Annotated in this window: 20 protein-coding genes; 17 read left to right on the top strand and 3 right to left on the bottom strand. The window is 32.8% G+C overall.

Annotated features, from left to right (window positions below; genetic code table 11):
- Positions 1-49 precede the first annotated feature (49 nt).
- The 10 genes from ppk2 (MUN68_RS05540) (at position 50) to MUN68_RS05495 (ending at position 8,016) form a co-directional block, all read left to right on the top strand.
- Positions 50-904 carry a polyphosphate kinase 2 gene (gene ppk2, locus MUN68_RS05540; RefSeq protein WP_249995669.1) on the top strand — a complete coding sequence of 285 codons (855 nt, stop codon included), beginning with the start codon at positions 50-52 and terminating at the stop codon, positions 902-904.
- Positions 905-909: 5 nt separating this feature from the next.
- A complete protein-coding gene (ppk2, locus tag MUN68_RS05535) occupies positions 910-1,725 on the top strand; it encodes a polyphosphate kinase 2 (protein WP_394357643.1) in 816 nt (271 codons plus the stop codon).
- A gap of 89 nt (positions 1,726-1,814) precedes the next feature.
- Positions 1,815-3,419 carry a class I SAM-dependent methyltransferase gene (locus MUN68_RS05530; protein ID WP_249995667.1) on the top strand — a complete coding sequence of 535 codons (1,605 nt, stop codon included), beginning with the start codon at positions 1,815-1,817 and terminating at the stop codon, positions 3,417-3,419.
- A 4-nt stretch (positions 3,420-3,423) separates the two neighbouring features.
- Positions 3,424-3,687, top strand: coding sequence for a DUF202 domain-containing protein (locus MUN68_RS05525; protein ID WP_249995666.1), 264 nt, complete (start codon positions 3,424-3,426; stop codon positions 3,685-3,687).
- Positions 3,684-4,163: a hypothetical protein gene (locus tag MUN68_RS05520; RefSeq protein WP_249995665.1), complete on the top strand. Its 480-nt coding sequence runs from the start codon at positions 3,684-3,686 to the stop codon at positions 4,161-4,163. Before MUN68_RS05525 ends, MUN68_RS05520 begins: the two co-directional genes overlap by 4 nt.
- Before the next feature lie 33 nt (positions 4,164-4,196).
- On the top strand, positions 4,197-4,937 hold the full coding sequence (locus tag MUN68_RS05515; RefSeq protein WP_317134791.1) for a type ISP restriction/modification enzyme: 741 nt from the start codon (positions 4,197-4,199) through the stop codon (positions 4,935-4,937).
- Between the two features lie 6 nt (positions 4,938-4,943).
- Complete coding sequence (locus tag MUN68_RS05510; protein WP_249995664.1) at positions 4,944-5,312, top strand: DUF2200 domain-containing protein; 369 nt, start codon at positions 4,944-4,946, stop codon at positions 5,310-5,312.
- 44 nt (positions 5,313-5,356) lie between these two features.
- Positions 5,357-6,793: an MBOAT family O-acyltransferase gene (locus tag MUN68_RS05505; RefSeq protein ID WP_249995663.1), complete on the top strand. Its 1,437-nt coding sequence runs from the start codon at positions 5,357-5,359 to the stop codon at positions 6,791-6,793.
- Positions 6,794-6,796: 3 nt separating this feature from the next.
- The gene (locus MUN68_RS05500; protein WP_249995662.1) at positions 6,797-7,663 is read left to right on the top strand and encodes a hypothetical protein; all 867 of its coding nucleotides are present in this window, start codon (positions 6,797-6,799) and stop codon (positions 7,661-7,663) included.
- Between the two features lie 2 nt (positions 7,664-7,665).
- The gene (locus tag MUN68_RS05495; RefSeq protein WP_249995661.1) at positions 7,666-8,016 is read left to right on the top strand and encodes a VOC family protein; all 351 of its coding nucleotides are present in this window, start codon (positions 7,666-7,668) and stop codon (positions 8,014-8,016) included.
- Between the two features lie 5 nt (positions 8,017-8,021).
- Here MUN68_RS05495 and holA read toward each other — a convergent pair whose 3' ends face one another.
- The gene (gene holA, locus MUN68_RS05490; protein WP_249995660.1) at positions 8,022-9,026 is read right to left on the bottom strand and encodes a DNA polymerase III subunit delta; all 1,005 of its coding nucleotides are present in this window, start codon (positions 9,024-9,026) and stop codon (positions 8,022-8,024) included.
- A 105-nt stretch (positions 9,027-9,131) separates the two neighbouring features.
- Here holA and MUN68_RS05485 point away from each other — a divergent pair, with 105 nt between their 5' ends.
- The 3 genes from MUN68_RS05485 (at position 9,132) to MUN68_RS05475 (ending at position 11,580) form a co-directional block, all read left to right on the top strand.
- Positions 9,132-9,578 (top strand): type I restriction enzyme HsdR N-terminal domain-containing protein, encoded by a 447-nt coding sequence (locus MUN68_RS05485; protein ID WP_249995780.1) that lies wholly within the window; start codon positions 9,132-9,134, stop codon positions 9,576-9,578.
- Between the two features lie 62 nt (positions 9,579-9,640).
- The gene (locus MUN68_RS05480) at positions 9,641-10,621 is read left to right on the top strand and encodes a glycosyltransferase family 2 protein (protein ID WP_249995779.1); all 981 of its coding nucleotides are present in this window, start codon (positions 9,641-9,643) and stop codon (positions 10,619-10,621) included.
- Between the two features lie 101 nt (positions 10,622-10,722).
- Complete coding sequence (locus MUN68_RS05475) at positions 10,723-11,580, top strand: OmpA/MotB family protein (protein ID WP_249995659.1); 858 nt, start codon at positions 10,723-10,725, stop codon at positions 11,578-11,580.
- A 59-nt stretch (positions 11,581-11,639) separates the two neighbouring features.
- On the opposite strand, the gene MUN68_RS05470 is transcribed toward MUN68_RS05475, so the two are convergent.
- Entirely contained in the window at positions 11,640-12,260 is a 621-nt protein-coding gene (locus MUN68_RS05470; RefSeq protein WP_249995658.1) for an L-threonylcarbamoyladenylate synthase, read from the bottom strand.
- A gap of 130 nt (positions 12,261-12,390) precedes the next feature.
- Between MUN68_RS05470 and MUN68_RS05465 the strand changes: the two genes are divergently transcribed.
- The 3 genes from MUN68_RS05465 to MUN68_RS05455 are packed head-to-tail and all read left to right on the top strand — an operon-like array spanning position 12,391 to position 15,215.
- Positions 12,391-13,251, top strand: a complete 861-nt coding sequence (locus tag MUN68_RS05465; RefSeq protein ID WP_249995657.1) for an alpha/beta hydrolase — start codon at positions 12,391-12,393, stop codon at positions 13,249-13,251.
- A 39-nt stretch (positions 13,252-13,290) separates the two neighbouring features.
- A complete protein-coding gene (locus tag MUN68_RS05460) occupies positions 13,291-14,250 on the top strand; it encodes a retropepsin-like domain-containing protein (RefSeq protein WP_249995656.1) in 960 nt (319 codons plus the stop codon).
- Positions 14,247-15,215 carry a glycogen-binding domain-containing protein gene (locus MUN68_RS05455; protein WP_249995655.1) on the top strand — a complete coding sequence of 323 codons (969 nt, stop codon included), beginning with the start codon at positions 14,247-14,249 and terminating at the stop codon, positions 15,213-15,215. The genes MUN68_RS05460 and MUN68_RS05455 overlap by 4 nt, the downstream gene beginning before the upstream one ends.
- Here MUN68_RS05455 and MUN68_RS05450 read toward each other — a convergent pair whose 3' ends face one another.
- The gene (locus MUN68_RS05450) at positions 15,216-17,534 is read right to left on the bottom strand and encodes an ATP-dependent helicase (protein WP_249995654.1); all 2,319 of its coding nucleotides are present in this window, start codon (positions 17,532-17,534) and stop codon (positions 15,216-15,218) included.
- A 137-nt stretch (positions 17,535-17,671) separates the two neighbouring features.
- Here MUN68_RS05450 and MUN68_RS05445 point away from each other — a divergent pair, with 137 nt between their 5' ends.
- Positions 17,672-18,943, top strand: a complete 1,272-nt coding sequence (locus MUN68_RS05445; RefSeq protein WP_249995653.1) for an amidohydrolase — start codon at positions 17,672-17,674, stop codon at positions 18,941-18,943.
- Position 18,944 lies beyond the last annotated feature (1 nt).

Here is an 18,944-nt window from a genome sequence, read left to right as displayed (position 1 = left end):
AATTATTTAGGTTTTCATAAATTTATTTTTTAAAACAAAATTTTAATTTATGCTCACAGAAGACCTTCTAAATTCTTTTAAAACCAAATCAGATTTAATTACATACTTAAACGCTCAAAAAACTGACAATCCTAATTATGCGTCAGCTTTAGAAAAGCACAAATACGAACAGGAATTACTTCCTCTTCAAGCTGAATTAGTAGATTTCCAGCGTTGGGTTCAAAAAGAAAACAAGAAAATTGCCATAATTTTTGAAGGTAGAGATGCATCTGGTAAAGGTGGTACAATAAAAAGGTTCAAAGAACACCTCAATCCAAGAGCAATGCGAATTGTAGCCTTAAACAAACCCACAGAAGTTGAAAAAAATCAGTGGTATTTCAACAGATATATTAAAGAATTACCAAACGCAGGTGAAATTGTGTTTTTTGATAGAAGCTGGTACAACCGAGCTGTTGTAGAACCTGTAATGGGATTTTGCACCAAACAACAATATAACCAGTTTATGATTCAGGTTCCTGAATTTGAAAACATGCTATACGAATCTGGCACAACCATTATTAAATTTTGGTTTTCGGTATCTAAAGACGAACAACAACGTCGCTTTGAAAAACGATTAAAAAATCCACTAAAAAAATGGAAATTTAGTCCAGTTGACGAAAAAGGTCAAGAACTTTGGGATGATTTTACGGTTTACAAAAATCAAATGTTTTCTCGTACTCATAACTCCTTCTCTCCTTGGGTTGTTATCAAATCTAACGACAAGAAACAAGCACGACTAGAAAGTATTAAATATGTACTAAGCTTATTCGATTATGACAATAAAGGCAATAGCTGTAAAAGCATATTACCAGATCCAAACATCGTTCAACGTTATTTCAGAAACACAGTTCAACTAGACCAATAGACCTAATTATGATGACAGAAAAAGATTTAAACATACTAAATTCAAAAAAAGGAATTGAAGCACTATTACGTCAAAACCGTTTAGACACAGATAAAGCCATTCAAAATGTGAAGTATGAAAAACGCCTTGAAAAGCTTCAAGAAGAAATGCTGATTCTTCAACAATGGGTTGCTAAAAACAATAAGAAAGTAGTCCTCCTTTTTGAAGGTCGTGATGCTGCTGGAAAAGGAGGAGCAATCAGACGCATTATTCAACACTTACCTCCTCGTGCAATTCGTGTTGTAGCATTACCAAAACCGAATGAAACTGAAATTGGTCAATGGTATTTTCAACGGTATATTAACCGCTTACCAAATAATGGTGAAATCGTGTTTTTTGATAGAAGTTGGTACAACAGAGCTGTTGTTGAACCCGTTAATGAGTTTTGCACTAAAAAGGAATATGACATCTTTATGGGACAAGTCAATGAATTTGAAAAAATGATTCAAGATTCTGGAATTTATTTACTCAAACTCTATTTCTCAATCACAAAAAAAGAACAAGAACGTCGTTTTAAAGACATAATTAGTTCAACAATTAAAAAGTGGAAATATAGTGATGTAGATAAAAGAGCGTTGTCACTTTGGGATGAATACACACGATATAAAGAAACCATGTTCGAGAAAACTCAAAAGCATGCTCCTTGGAAAGTCATTAAAGCCAATAGAAAAACAAGTGCCAGAATTACGGCTTTTGAATATATCCTAAAACAAATTCCATACGAAGTAAAAGATATAGAAACGATAAGACATAAAACGTTGCGCTCAATTTTGAATGAATAAATTAAAAACCGTCATTAAATACATTTTTTATTATAAAAATCCATCGCGCTTGTGATGGATTTTTTATATTTATGAAAAACAGACCAACTATGCTTTCAAAACAAGACAAACAGAAATTAAGAGGCTCCATTTTTAGACATCTTGATGGTATTGCAACTGCAACTTCTGCTTTTACACTTCACAAAAAAGGAGTTTTAGCCTATTTATTAGAACATAAACAAGTGTCATTAGAGGCTTTAACATCAGAGTTTAAAGCTAATGAAGGTTACCTCAATGTTGCCTTACGAATTTTATCGTCTCAAGGTTGGTTGATACAGCATTTGGACAATAAAACCAATTCAATTTCTTATGAAACTAATGACTTAAGTGTACATGCGTTTGAATTAGTTCCGCATTATGAAGATGCTGTGAATCTGTTAAAATACACCGTTAAATTATCAAACGAACCCATAGGAATTGATGCTTTTAATATCTTAGATAAAGTCTTTACAGCCTTCGAGGCAAAATATGGCATGAACGTTTCTGATGAGACTTCTGTTGAATATCAAATCTTAAAGCATATTGAAGGTGCCATCATTGCGCCTATTATTGTGCGATTAGGAATGAATGGTTTATTCCATAAATATTTCATGGAAGCGTCTTTTACTGCGGAAGAATATCACAAAAACCCGGAAAGTTTTAAAAAGATATTGGACTTCTTTTCGCATTTAGGATGGTTCAATAAAAAGAAAAACACCTATCAATTTACTAATGAAGGTTTATTTTTTGCCAAACGTGCAAGTGCCTATGGTGTAACTGTTTCCTATATTCCAACTTTTATTCATTTAGAGGATTTGATCTTCGGAAATGCAAGTGTTTTAAAAACCAATTCACCTGATGAAACTGAAAAACACGTCCATCGCGAAATGAATGTTTGGGGAAGTGGTGGTGCACATTCTACTTATTTTAAGGTGATCGATCAGGTCATTATTAAATTATTCAACAAACCCATTGATGATCAGCCAAAAGGTATTTTGGATATGGGCTGCGGAAATGGCGCTTTTATTCAGCATATTTTTGATGTGATTGAATACCAAACCGAACGTGGAAAAATGCTCGACGAACATCCTTTATTATTAGTTGGAGCTGATTTTAATCAAGCTGCACTAAAAGTAACCAGAGCTAATTTGATAAAAGCTGACATTTGGGCCAAAGTAATTTGGGGAGATATTGGACGACCTGATGTACTGGCTAAAGATCTAAAGGACGATTACAATATTGAACTCAAAGATTTACTAAACGTTAGAACTTTTTTAGATCATAACCGCATTTGGGAAGCTCCAAAAACAGAAACAAATAGAGTTAGTCATTCGTCTGGTGCTTATGCGAGTCTTGGCAAACGATTAAGCAATAATTTGGTAGAAGATTCTCTGTTAGAACATTTAACAAAATGGAAACCTTATGTAGAGCGTTTCGGATTGCTCATGATAGAATTACATACAGTTAGTCCGAAATTAGTAGCGCAAAACATCGGAAAAACTGCTGCAACCGCTTACGATGCAACACATGGTTACAGCGACCAATACATTTTAGAAGTAGATGTGTTTAATAAAGTGGCTCAAGAAGCTGGCTTGCATCCAGATCCAAATTATTTTTCAAGATTTCCTGATAGCGATTTAGCAACGGTAAGTGTCAACCTTTTAAAAGGGAATTAAAGTCATGAGTGAACCAAATACATTAGTCACTAGAGATTGGTTGGCTATTGAACGTACAAAATTAGCCAACGAACGCACTTTTTTGGCTTACTTTAGAACATTTGTTGTATTTCTTGGCACAGGACTTACGGTTCTTAAAATTGAATTCTTTTCAGATTTAAAACCCTTCGGAATTGCCTTATTAGTCATGTCACCAATCATTCTTATTATTGGTATCATCAGACTTCTTAGAGTGAAACAAACCATTAGAAAACATTATAAAATTTGAAAGCAGTTTCTGTAGTTACCATCAAAAAAGAGTTGCAACATCGTTCTACTGATGAGCTGATGCAACTGTGTTTACGTCTCTCAAAATTTAAGAAAGAAAACAAAGAGCTTCTCACCTATTTACTGTTTGAAGCGCATGACGAATCTGGCTATATCGAAACTGTAAAAGCAGAAGTGGACGCACAGTTTGAACTCATCAATACCAACAGTTATTTTTACATTAAAAAGAGTGTTCGAAAGATTTTACGAAACATCAAAAAGTTTGCTCGTTATTCTTTAAAAAAAGAGACTGAAGCCGAACTACTACTCTACTTCTGTATGCAACTAAAAGACTTTAAACCAAACATTAGAAACAATGTCACATTAGTTAACATCTATAACAGGCAACTCACTTTGGCAGAAAAATTAGTTTCAGCCATGCACGAAGATTTGCAATACGATTTTGGTTTAGAAATTGAAGCATTAGGCTATTTGTAAATGAAATTGAAACTTTAAATTATATTGAATTAAATGTATCGCAAGCCCAACCTCAACGAAACCATTGTAAACGATATTGCAAAAGCATTAGGTTTAACCTTTGTGCCAGAACAAACCACAGCAGGCAATGTGTGTTTTGCCAATAACACAGAACTTAGAGCCGATTATAAAACGAGTTTTGCTCCTATAGATCTTTTAGATTACATCTATGCGGTTTTACATTCGCCAACCTACAGAGAAACATATAAAGAATTTTTAAAAATAGATTTTCCCAGAGTGCCTTATCCAAAAGACCAAAACACCTTTTGGGAATTGGTAAAATTGGGAGGTGAACTACGCCAAATTCACCTGTTAGAACAGCTTAAAACAGATCATAATTTGGCAACTTACCCAGAAGTTGGAGATAATGTGGTGACACGTAAAATGAGTAAGAATAGCATTGGTTTTGAAGCCTTTATCGAAACTTCGACTAAAGCCTCAACTCGAACTGATGAACATGATCACGTCGAAAACGGTCTTTCAGAACAAAGTGAAACATCTCACCATAATACATTTGGCAAAGTTTGGATAAACGACATACAATATTTCGATAACGTACCACAAGTAGCTTGGGAATTTTACATTGGTGGTTACCAACCAGCACAAAAATGGCTCAAAGACCGAAAAGATAGTACCTTGACTTTTGAAGACATCTTGCATTATCAAAACATCATCGTTGCTCTTTCAGAAACACACCGAATTATGAACGCTATTGACAACATAACCATTGAATAAAAACCTATGAAAGATACAAGCCATCACGATGAGCGAGTTGCAAACATGACATTTGCATCTGTATATCCTCATTATCTTGCCAGAATTGAAAGAAATGGCAGAACCAAAGCAGAGTTACATCAAGTCATTACTTGGTTAACGGGTTTTGATGAAAAAAAATTAAATGAGATTATTGAAAGCAAAACGACCTTTGAACAATTTTTTCAAAGCGCTACATTACACCCAAATGTAGACCTCATTAAAGGTGTTGTTTGTGGTTATCGAATAGAAGAGATTACAAATACCATAACCAGACAAGTGCGATATATGGATAAACTTGTTGATGAATTAGCAAAAGGTCGTAAAATAGATAAAATCATGCGTGTTCGTAAATAAGTCACCTAAATAGTAATTGCATAAATAAATAGATAAACATATAAATGCTTTTTAATTCATTAGACTTTGCGGTTTTTTTACCGATAGTGTTTTTTTTATATTGGTTTGTTGCTCACAAAAACCTGAAGCTACAGAATGTATTAATTGTTGTAGCTAGTTATGTCTTTTATGCATGGTGGGACTGGCGATTTTTGTCCTTAATCATTTTCAGTACGCTTGTTGATTATTCTGTTGGAAGGGCATTAAAAAATGAAGCCAATCTTACCAAAAGAAAAATGTTACTATGGACAAGCATCATCGTGAATTTAGGGTTTTTAGGCTTTTTTAAATATTATAATTTCTTTCTCGACAACTTTATCACCGCCTTTTCATTTTTTGGAACTGAACTACATGCCAATTCATTAAACATCATTTTACCTGTTGGAATTAGCTTTTATACGTTTCAAACTTTGAGTTACACCATTGATGTTTATAAACGGAAACTGCAACCAACCGAAGATCTTATTGCATTTACAGCATTTGTGAGTTTCTTTCCTCAGTTAGTTGCTGGACCAATTGAGCGCGCAACCCATTTATTACCTCAGTTTTTCGTGAAACGCCATTTTGAGTATTCAAAAGCTGTTGATGGATTAAAACAAATACTTTGGGGTTTATTTAAAAAGATTGTCATTGCAGATAATTGTGCGCATTTTGCAAATATTATTTTCAATAATTCTTCGGAATATTCTGGAAGCACCTTAGTTTTAGGAGCTTTGTTTTTTACGTTTCAAATTTATGGTGATTTTTCAGGATACTCAGATATAGCCATTGGAACATCGCGTTTGTTTGGTTTTGACTTAAAACAAAATTTTGCCACACCTTACTTTTCAAGGGATATTGCTGAATTTTGGCGACGTTGGCACATGTCGCTTTCTACTTGGTTTAGAGATTATTTATACATTCCATTAGGTGGTAGCAAAGGCAATACTTGGAATCGGATTAGAAATGTATTTATCATTTTTATCGTTAGTGGTTTTTGGCATGGAGCCAATTGGACATTTATTGTTTGGGGAACTTTAAATGCCCTTTATTTTCTTCCGCTATTACTCACAAAAAACAATAGAAAACATATCGATATTGTTGCAAATGGAAAGCTCTTACCTTCGTTTAAAGAGATTTGTTCCATGGCATTAACATTTGGAATGACCGTTTTTGCTTGGATATTTTTTAGGGCTGAAAGCATGAGTCACGCAATAAATTACATCTCATCAATAGCTTCAAAATCGCTTTTTTCAATACCTGAAATTAGACCAACCAATATAATGCTTATCATAGTTCTATTTTGTATCACTGAATGGATTGGTAGAACAGAACAGTATGCTATTGCTCATTTAGGGCAAAAATGGAAATGGCCTTTGAGGTATGCGTTTTATTACATTATTATATTTGCTATATTTTGGTTTGGCAATAGAGAACAAGAATTTATATATTTTCAGTTCTAGTTTATGAAAAGATTTTTAATTAAAACACTAATTTTTATCTGCTTTGGAGGCTTTGCTTTTCTACTAAGTTTTGTACTTCTGAAGCAAAACTTAAAAGACACCATCAAAAGCAGCGATGTCATTATTTTAGGAGATAGCCACACGGTTAGTCTAAATTTAAATAACGCATTTAATTATTCGCTATCTGGTGCACCTTATATATTGCATTATAATTTTGCTAAAACCTTTGAAGAACAAATCAAAAATAAAACAGTCATCATTTCTTTTGGATTCCATAATTTGTCGAAATCTTATGAAAACCGATTTAATAGAACCTCAATAAAAGAAGGTTGGATTCCATTGATTAATGACGAACTTAACGGCTATAATCTTTTAGGAACATCTTACAACTATGATTGGATACGTAAAAAAGAAGCATCAGATATTGTTTCGAAAAAAAAATTATTGAATCTTAACAAATTAAGCAATAAAGAATTACGAATAAATACAGCGTCTATTGGCAAAGACACATTACTATTCAATAAAACCTTAGAAAAACATTATAGCCAAGATTACAAGGCATCAGATGAAATTCAGCTTAAGTACATAACATTGCTTATTGCAGAACTCAAAAAAAATAATTGTACCATAATTCTGATCAACACACCTGTAACCAGGTATTATTACAAACATGTTCCAGAGAAAGTGAAAAAAAAGCATTCTGAGTTATTACAAACATTTGATGTGACCAATTTTGATTTGAATGTTCTTTTAAATCATCAAATTGATGCCTCTTGCTTTAAAGATGCTGACCATTTAAATACAAAAGGAGATCAAATCATTGAAGCCTATTTAAATAACAAACTAGCTGATCATAAAACCTCAAAGTAATCATGACAAAAAACATCCACATTAACTACATCGAGTTTAAAACTAACGACTTAGAACAAATAAAAGCATTTTATACTTCTGCTTTTAATTGGACCTTTACAGATTATGGTCCAACCTATACTTCATTTGCAGACAGTGGTATTTCTGGAGGTTTTGAAAAAACTGATGACAGGATCACAAATGGAGCTTTAATTGTTTTGCATTATGAGAATTTAGAAGAAATCAAACAAAAAATCATAACTCTTGGTGGTGAAATTTCTGTCGATATCTTTTCATTTCCTGGCGGAAAACGTTTTCAGTTTTTAGATCCTTCTGGAAACGAATTAGCTGTATGGTGTGAAACTAAAGCTTAATTTATTTAAGATAAGATCTTAACCAAAAGCTCCTTTAACAAATCACCTTGAGGAACTGCGTTAGAATTAACACCTTTGCTTTTAACATCAAACTCACGAAGTATTGACACAATACCACTCACTTTTCGCATTGGAAAATTTCGAGCTGCAGACACGTATTCATTAACAAAATACGGATTGATTTTTAATGCAGACGCTACGTTTCTTGGATTTTTATCATTCAAGCCATGAAACTGTAATAACTGCGAAAAGAAACCAAACAGCAACGAAACTGTAACAACCATAGGATTATCTTTTGGGTTATTAGCAAAATAATTCACAATTTTAAATGCCTTCAAACTGTTACGTTCTCCAATAGCTTTACGCAATTCAAAATTATTATAATCTTTACTGATACCAATATTCTCTTCAATATGTTCAGCTGTTATTTGTGTACCTTCTGGAAGTACAATCTTAAGTTTTCCTAACTCGTTATTAATTTTACTTAAATCATTCCCTAAAAACTCAACTAACATTTGTGAGGCCTTAGGTGAAATCGTATAATTTTGTCCGGAAAGCACACGACGAATCCAATCTGCAACCTTATTTTCATACAGCTTCTTACTTTCAAAAATGACACCTGCCTTTTTTAAAGTTTTGTATAAGGTTTTACGCTTGTCGAGCGTTTTATATTTATAATTTATCACTAAAACTGTAGTTGGTTGTGGATGCTCGACATAGCTAGCCAATTTTTCAATCGTACGCGATAAATCTTGAGCTTCCTTTACAATAACGACTTGACGCTCTGCCATCATTGGATAACGTTTCGCATTACTCACAATCTCATCTACAGCAACATCACGACCATACAACACCATTTGGTTAAAGCCTTTTTCTTCTTCCGCAAGGACATTATTTTCAATATAATCTGAAATGGCATCAATATAATAAGGCTCCTCTCCCATTAAAAAATAAATGGGTTTAATCTGACCTTTTTTTATGTCTGCAACAATTTGCTTTACGTCTTCCAATGTGTGAAAAATTCCAAATTTATAGATTCAAATTCCAAAAAAAGCGTTTGGCTTTTGGTATTTGTGTATTGTAAGTTAACTTTGAAAAAAACTGAACTTATTTATATGCACGAACTCAACTTTCCAAAGTTTGAATTCCGTTTCAAAAGTAACGAAAATAAAGTTTCTATTTTCGATGAGATTCGTAAAAAATTCATCATTTTACAACCAGAAGAATGGGTTCGTCAACACTGCGTTCAGTATTTAATTCAGCATAAAAACTATCCAAAATCATTAATAAATGTTGAAAAAGAACTCAAAGTTAATGGTTTAACAAAACGCTATGATATTGTGGTGTTTAATCCTGACGGAAGCATTCATCTTATCGTAGAATGCAAATCGCATAAAATCAAAATAGATCAAACTACATTTGACCAGATTGCGAGATACAATTTAACTTTAAAAGCCAGTTATTTGATGGTTACTAACGGAATTAATCATTATTATTGTGTGATGGATTTTGAGAGCGAGCGTTATGAGTTTTTAAAAGATATTCCATCTTATAGTAATTAGAGAAACTATAAATCTAATGAACAAACTAAACGACTTTACAACTTAATAAATAAACAATTATACTGAAACTAGCTGTTGTCATATTAAATTGGAATGGAAAGCAATTGCTTGAGCAGTTTGTGCCTACGGTAATTATACATTCGCAAGAAGCAGATATTTATGTGGCAGATAATGCATCGACAGATGATTCTATAGCATTCTTAAAACAACAGTTTCCACAAGTTCGTATCATTCAAAATCGCACCAATGGAGGTTATGCCAAAGGCTATAACGATGCTTTAAAACATATTGAAGCAGATGTGTTTTGTTTGCTGAATAGTGATATAGAGGTGACGAAAAATTGGCTCTCTCCTATTATTGAAGAATTTCAATCACATTCAAAAACGGCGATTATTCAACCTAAAATTTTAGACTTCAAAAAAACATCTCACTTTGAATATGCTGGAGCTGCTGGTGGTTTTATTGACAAGTATGCCTATCCATTTTGTAGAGGACGAATTTTTGACACCATAGAAGAAGACAAAGGTCAATACGACGATATCAAAACAATTTTTTGGGCCTCAGGAGCTTGCTTATTTATACGAAAATCAACATTTGAATCCTTAAATGGATTTGATGAATCTTATTTTGCACATTTTGAAGAAATCGATTTGTGTTGGAGAGCGTTCAATACAGGCCACATTACAAAATATGTTGGTGCATCTACAGTTTATCACGTTGGAGGCGCAACACTTAATGCTTTACATCCGAAAAAAACATACCTCAACTTTAGAAATAGCTTGTTTACTATTACTAAAAATGCAGATGGTTTCCTCTTCGGAATTATTTTTATAAGATTAGTTTTAGATGGCATTGCTAGTTTAAAATTTCTATTTGGTTTAAAATTCGGACACATTCTAGCGATTATTAAAGCGCATTTTAATTTTTATGCGAACCTAAGTCGCCTATTAAAACAACGCAAACAACTTCCAAAGAAAAAACACTACTACGCAACCAAATCAATTGTTTGGTCGTACTTCATAAGAAAACGTCATACCTATTAATTGTTCATAAAACTGTTAAAAGTTTAGTTAAAGTAGAGTCTAAGGTGTTTTCTTTTCTCTAATTTTGGTATGTTAATAACAACTAATTATTAAACTTTATTATGAGAAAATTAATGCTATTTAGTGTTGCAGCAATGTTTATTTTAACATCATGTGTATCTAAGAAAGAACATTTGGCGCTTGAAAAAAGACAAAAAGAAACTCAAGACTTATTAAATTCTGCAACTGTAAAATTAAACAGTTGTTTATCTGATAGAGCTGCTGCTGAAGCTCGTGTTGAAACTATGAAAGATCAATTAGCAGATTTGCGAAAATCAAATCAAGATTTAATTGACACCAAAGGAAACTTAACAACATTGACTCAAAAAGGTGCTGAAAACCTAGAGAAATCGCTAGAAAGCATGAAGGAAAAAGATTTAAAAATATCAAGACTTCAAGATGCATTAACAAAAAAGGATAGTGTAACCTTAGCAATTGTGTCTAGCTTGAAAAAAGCGGTTGGTATTGACGATCCAGATATTGAAGTTAACGTAGAAAAAGGTGTTGTATTTATTTCTATTGCTGATAAATTATTATTTAAGAGTGGTAGTTATAATGTAACCGATAAAGCTAAAGATGTTTTAGCAAAAGTTGCTGCTGTAATCAACAGTAAACCAAACTTTGAAGCTATGGTTGAATCACACACAGATAGCAAATCGTATTCTAAAGGTGTGTTGATTGACAACTGGGATTTAAGCGTGAAGCGTGCAACATCTGTAGTTAGAGTTCTCGAAGAACTTAAAGTAAATCCACAACAATTAATTGCTGCTGGTCGTAGCCATTACGTGCCTTTAGTAGATAATGATACTGCTGAAAATAGAGCAAAAAACAGACGTACACGAATTGTTGTATTACCAAAAATTGACCAATTCTACGAAATGGTTGAAGAAGAAATGAAAAATTTATCTGCTGGCAACTAATTCAGTAGTACCATAATAGATGAAGAAGCTCAATCGAAAGATTGGGCTTTTTTTATGCTTTAAAAAATCTCTAAACTTCCTTTTCCTTCTCTTAAAATCACAGGTTCATCTTCAGATAAATCAATAACAGTAGATGCTTCATTATCACCATAACCTCCATTAATAACTATGTCTACAAGGCTGTCCCATTTTTCTAATATTAACTCAGGATCTGTCGTATATTCTATAATTTCATCTTCGTCATGAATAGACGTAGAGACAATTGGATGACCGAGTTGTTGAACTATATCTAACGCAATTTTATTATCTGGCACACGAATCCCAACAGTTTTTCTCTTTTTAAAAGGATGTGGCAAGCTTTTAGAACCAGGTAGTATAAATGTATAAGCACCTGGAAGTGCTCGTTTTAATATTTTAAACGTCGTAGTATCTATCTGTTTTACGTAATCACTTAAATTGCTTAAATCGTGACAGATAAATGAAAAATTAGACTTCTCCAATTTCACGCCTTTAATTCTTGCAATTTTTTCTAAAGCCTTTATATTAGTAATGTCACAACCCAAACCGTAAACCGTATCTGTAGGATAAATAATTAATCCACCACGTTTTAACACATCAACAACCTTTCTAATCGCTTTAGGATTAGGATTCTCCTCGTATATTCGAATTAATTCAGCCATAAAAATGTATATTGCTTTATACTGTACAAAGTAATTAATTATTTCAATATGACACGAGCATATTAAATATATTATCGTAAACGAAAACATTTATAACAAACTGCATCTAGCCTTTGAAAATAATAAACCTATGAAAACAATTAAACAGACATTTCTTTTTCTTTTTCTTACAATTGGTTTTGTTGCTTGCACAGATGATGAATCGTCAACAGACAATGATCCTCAAGATCAAACTTTAGATTTTAGACAAGAACTAAATGTGTCTTATGGAACTGATAGCAATCAAGTTTTTGATATTTATTTGCCTTCTGGCAGGACTTCAAACACTAAAGTTATGATTTTAATCCATGGTGGAAGCTGGGTTTCTGGAGACAAAACAGATATGAATCCATATAAGGATATTTCGCTTCAAGAACTTCCAGATGTCGCCATTGTAAATATGAATTACAGGCTTGCAGATCAAGACAATTTACCGTTACCAATGCAAACCAACGATATTACTTCAGTAATTAATTTTTTGAAAGCCAATCAGAATACTTATACCATTTCTAATGATTTTGGCATAATAGGTGTAAGCGCTGGAGGACATTTAGCATTGCTTTGGAGCTATTCCTTAGACACAGATAATGATGTAAAAATGGTTTGTAGTATTGTTGGACCAACCAATTTGGCTGATCCGGAATATACAGAGAACCCAATTTATGATCCGGTTTTTGAAATTTTTGGTGATGATCTTACTAACGAATATCTAGAAAACTCTAGCCCACTTTATCAAGTAACCGCTTCAGCACCTCCTACGATACTCTTTTATGGAGGGCAAGATCCATTAGTGCCATCATCTCAAGGTAATGACATGAATGCTCAATTAGAAATATTAGACATTCCACATGAATTTACATTTTACGAAAATGAAGGACATGGTTGGGTTGGATTAAATTTATTAGATACATGGACTAAATTGAAATTGTTTACTGAAACTCATTTAGAATAAAACACTGTAACAATTCATTGATTATTCCGTCTATATATTATGCGGAAGACTTTCTACATATTATTATTTTGTTTACTTCCTTTTGTCGGTTTTAGTAAAGAATCATACAATGTACTGTCGTTTCCTCAAGCCGAATTTTTAACAAGTAATACAACCCGAATTCCTTTTCAACTTGTAGATCACCTTATTGTGATTGAAGCTCAACTTCTAGATCAGAAAGGAAACTTTATTATTGATACTGGTTCAGAATCATTAATCCTTAATAAGAATCACTTTAAAGGTTACCATTCAAATTTAAACACACCTAAACAAACCACTGGCATTTTTGATTTCATAGACAATCCGTTAGAAAAACGATTAAAAGAATTCATCATTAAAGATTTAATAATTCAAAATAAACTGTCTGATGTGATTGATTTATCTCATATTGAATCCAGTAAAAAAATGCATCTCTTAGGTATTATTGGTTATGATATATTGAAAGATTTTGAAATCTTTATCGACATGCACCTTAACCAAATAACGCTCTCTAAAATAAATAACGAAGGTGATAAACTTGACGATTCAGTTTACTTAGAAAAAATAATTGACAGTGTCGATTTTAAACTAAAAAATCACACGATTGTTATTAAAGCAAATGTAAATGGCAAAATATTAAAATTTGGATTAGATACAGCTGCCGAATACAACCAACTCAACAAAAAAATTGATAAAGTCGCTTTAAAACAGTTTTTTCCAAAACGACGCCTGCAATTAATTGGAGCTAGCGGACAAAAAATTGAAGTTTTGGCAGGAAAATTGTATCGTGTTAAACTAACGAAAACGATTTATTATGGACCAATGCATACCATCTTAACCAACCTCAATCAAATGAATAATGCATTTGGAACAAAGTTGGATGGCGTTTTAGGTTATGAGTTTTTTAGGCAACAGCGTACAATTATCAATTATAAAAAAGAAAAGCTTTACTTTGTAAAGAATCCTCTATACAAGCAATGAAATTAAAGTCTTTATATACATTTATTCTCTTCTTCGTTATCGCGATGTCTTCTGTATTTGCTCAAAACCAAAAAGGATACACTATTGAAGATGATGAAGTTGTATTTACTTTTCTTAGATCAGATTATGAAACCTTATCACACGATCAAGCTGGAAACAGAATTAGTTTCGATGACTTAACTGTTGAAAATGTCGTAGTTTCTGGGGAATTCAATAATTGGTCAAAGTACGATTGGCAAATGACCAAAATTGATAAAAACACTTATCAATTAAGAAAACCGCTTAACAAGTTTGAAGGAGAATTTACATGGCAATTTAAATTTATAGTTAATAATGAGTATTGGGCAGAACCCAATAAAAATGCTCCAAACACAGTTGACGCTATCGATAAAAATGGTGCACACTTGCATGTTTACAACCTAAAAATGTATGCCAAAGCCTATCCAAGCAAAAATGGAAATGTACGCTTTAGATTAAGAGGTTATAAAGATGCAGAACACGTAATTGTCGCTGGTTCTTTCAATAAATGGGATGAGCATTTATTTAAAATGTATAAAATTGAAAAAGGCTGGGAATTAAAAGTTCAGATGAAACCTGGCAATTATGAATACCGATTTATTGTAGATGGAATTTGGATGGAAGACCCTTCAAATCCTGATAAGGTTAGAAATGAATTTTATGAATTCAACTCTAGAATTAACGTTGGAAAATACGAAACATTTCTACTAAAAGGCTATCAAGATGCTAAAAGCGTTATCCTTTCAGGATCATTTAATGATTGGAATGAAAACAATCTAGAAATGACTAAGACTAAAAATGGATATTGGAAATACCGATTGCCTTTAGCTGCTGGCAAACATCATTATAAATTTATAATAGATGGAAATTGGATTCTTGATCCAGACAATTCTGTGAAAGAATATGATGGCGAAGGAAATGTCAATTCAGTTTGTATGATTAAGTAATTAACCTAATACATCTAATTTAGCAAAGCGAAGTAATAACTTCTTCACACCTCCAACTTCAAAATTTATTTCGGCTTTCACATCTGGTCCTTTACCTTCTATTTTTAAAACTTCCCCTTTTCCAAAACGTGCATGTTCTACAAAATTCCCAACTGCTAATTTATCATCAAATAAATTTGTATTATCATTAGTATTAGAAGATTTAGAAACTGGTTTCAGGTTTTTTGGTGCAACAAATTTTGCAGGTTTAGCTTCTTTTTTTCGTTTTATAGGTTTTTTAAACCGAATCTGACTAGGTTCAATATCTCCAAAAATATCAGCAGATAGCATCGGATTTTGTCGTGGCTCATTAATAGGTGTTAATACTTCTACAAATTGATCATCTATTTCTTCAATAAATCGACTAGGTTCTGCATCAATCAATTTTCCCCAACGATAACGAGATAATGTATACGTTAAATAAGCCTGTTTTTCAGCTCTAGTCAACGCGACATAGAACAAACGTCGCTCCTCCTCTAACTCACTTCTAGTATTCATACTCATGGCACTTGGAAACAAATCTTCTTCCATACCAACAATATACACATACGAAAACTCCAATCCTTTAGCCATGTGAATGGTCATTAAAGCAACATGATCGGGATTTCCTTTATCCGCATCTAAATCGGTAGCCAAAGCAACATCTTCTAAAAACTCTGCTAAAGAATCGCCTGCATCTGCAAGTTCAATTTGCCCTTCCACAAAATCTTTGATCGCATTTAATAATTCTTCAACATTGTCTAAACGCACTTGACCTTCTGGTGTTCCTTCTTTATTTACTTCTCTAATTAAGCCTGTAGATTTAGTAACATGTTCAGTTAACTCAAAAGCATTTGCTGTTTGATTCATAACCTGAAAACTATCAATAAGCGTTACAAAATCTTTGAGTTTGTTTTTTGTACCATTATTAATATTGATGTCTATTTTATCAATATTCTGTAGCACTTCAAAAATAGTCCTTCCGAAACCATTAGCAGCAACTACTAATCGATCTACAGTGGTTTGTCCTATACCACGAGCAGGATAATTAATCACACGCTTTAAAGCTTCTTCATCTGCTGGATTTAATATTAAACGTAGATAAGCTGTAACATCTTTAATCTCTTTTCTTTGATAAAATGAAAGTCCACCATAAATACGGTAAGGAACATCTCGCTTCCGAAGTGCATCTTCAATAGCACGAGATTGCGAATTCGTTCTATATAACACCGCAAAATCACTATTAGGCAATTGATGTTGCATTTTATTCTCAAAAATAGAACTCGCTACAAAACGACCTTCGTCTCCATCAGTCATTAAACGATTCACTTTTACTTTTTCACCTTCGGTGTTAGCTGTCCAAACAATTTTATCTAATTTCGTTTTATTGTGTTCTATAACAGAGTTTGCAGCACCTACAATATTTTTGGTTGAACGATAGTTTTGCTCAAGTCTATATACATTTACATCATCGTAATCCTTTTGAAAATTTAAAATATTATTAATGTTAGCGCCACGGAAGGCATAAATACTTTGTGCATCATCACCTACTACACATATATTTTGAAAACGATCAGACAAGGCTCTCACAATTAAATATTGCGAATGGTTTGTATCTTGATACTCATCTACTAAAATATATCTAAACTTATTCTGGTATTGTGCTAAAACATTTGGAAAACGCGTTAATAACTCGTTTGTTCTTAGCAGTAAATCATCAAAATCCATAGCTCCTGCTTTAAAACAGCGATCCACATAATTTTGATAGATTTCTCCCATTCGAGGTCGTCTTGCTGCAATATCTGCTTCCTTGAGTTCAGAATTCTTTAAATATGCCTTTACAGTAACAAGGTTGTTTTTATAAGAAGAAATCCTATTGTAAACCTGCTTGGTTTTATAAATATCTTTATCTAAGCCCATTTCTTTAATGATTGAGCCTAATAACTTTTGAGAATCTTGTGTATCGTAAATAGTAAAATTACTTGGAAATCCTAGATGATGACCTTCAAACCTCAAAATTTTAGCAAATACTGAGTGAAATGTTCCCATCCAAAGGTTTTTGGCTTCACCATCACCAACGATATCTGCAATTCTGCCTTTCATTTCTTTTGCAGCTTTATTGGTAAACGTTAAAGCCAGAATATTAAATGAATCTACTCCTTGACTCATTAAATACGCAATCCTATAAGTCAGTACTCGTGTTTTTCCAGAACCAGCTCCAGCGATTACAATCATAGGACCATCCTTTTGTATAGTTGGTGCTAATTGTGCTTCATTTAGCTGACTTAAATATTTTTCCAATACATTATCATTTTTAGAATGATAAAAATAACTATTTGCTTTAGGTTTTGTGTAGTGCTTTTATCAATAATTATAAACAATCATTGCAGCTGCTATTTTTTAATATATATTTAAGTTTTAAACAAAAAAGTATGACTATGAAAGTTCTATTACTATTTATTTTATTAGGAATTACGAGCACATTTGCCCAAAATGATTTAGAATCTCAATATATAGAAATCGAACCTAAGCTTATAGAATGGCGACGTGATTTTCATGAAAACCCAGAGTTATCAAATCAAGAGTTTAAAACAGCTGAAAAGATTGCAACACATCTTAGGTCTTTAGGATTAGAAGTTCAAACAGGTGTCGCAGTCACTGGAATTGTTGGTGTTTTAAAAGGCAATCAACCTGGAAAAGTAGTCGCATTAAGAGCAGATATTGATGCTTTACCTGTTACAGAAGATAATGATTTACCTTTCAAATCGACTATAATTACTGATTTCTTAGGAAATAAAACTGGTGTATCTCATGCATGTGGTCATGATGGTCATACAGCAATTTTAATGTCTGTTGCTGAAATTCTTTCAAAGAATAAAGATAAAATTAAAGGCACAGTAAAATTTATTTTTCAACCAGCAGAGGAAGGTCCTCCTCCTGGTGAAGAAGGTGGTGCAAAATTAATGATTAAAGAAGGTGTTCTAAAAAACCCTGCAGTAGACGTCATTTTCGGATTGCATTTAAGGTCAATGGTTGAAGTCGGACAAATTCATTACAAACCTGGAGGTGCAATGGCAGCTGTAGAACGTTTTGTAATCAATGTAAAAGGAAAACAAGCTCATGGAGCAGCTCCTTGGTTAGGTGTTGATCCTATATTGATTTCGGCAAAAATTATTGATGGTTTACAAAGCATTATAAGTCGTGAATCAAAACTCATAAATGAAGCTGCAGTCATTACTGTTGGAAAAATATCAAGTGGTGTTCGTTTTAATATCATTCCTGAAACTGCAGAATTAGTAGGAACAGTAAGAACTTTAGATCCAGATATGAAAGCTTTAATCATTAAACGCATGACTGAAATGACTGAAACCATTGCTAAAGCATATGGTGGAGAAGCTACTATTTCTTTCAGGAACCAAACAGCAATTGTATACAACAATCACGACTTAGTAAGTGGAATGTTACCAAGTTTAAAAAAAGCAGCTGGTCATGATAAAGTAATTCAGATTAAAGCAGAAACTATAGGTGAAGATTTTTCCTATTTTCAAGAAGAAATACCAGGTTTTTATTTTTATCTTGGCGTCATGACAAAGGGTAATACTGAATCACATCCGCATCACACACCAAGTTTCTATGTTGATGAAAGTGGATTATTACTTGGCGTTAAAGCATTAACTCAAATGACATTAGATTATTTAAATCAACACTAAC

The organism is Psychroserpens ponticola (assembly GCF_023556315.2).
In the GTDB taxonomy this organism is placed as follows: Bacteria; Bacteroidota; Bacteroidia; order Flavobacteriales; family Flavobacteriaceae; genus Psychroserpens; species Psychroserpens ponticola.
Note: the sequence above shows the minus strand (reverse complement) of the source record. Positions and strands in the feature narration are given on the sequence as shown.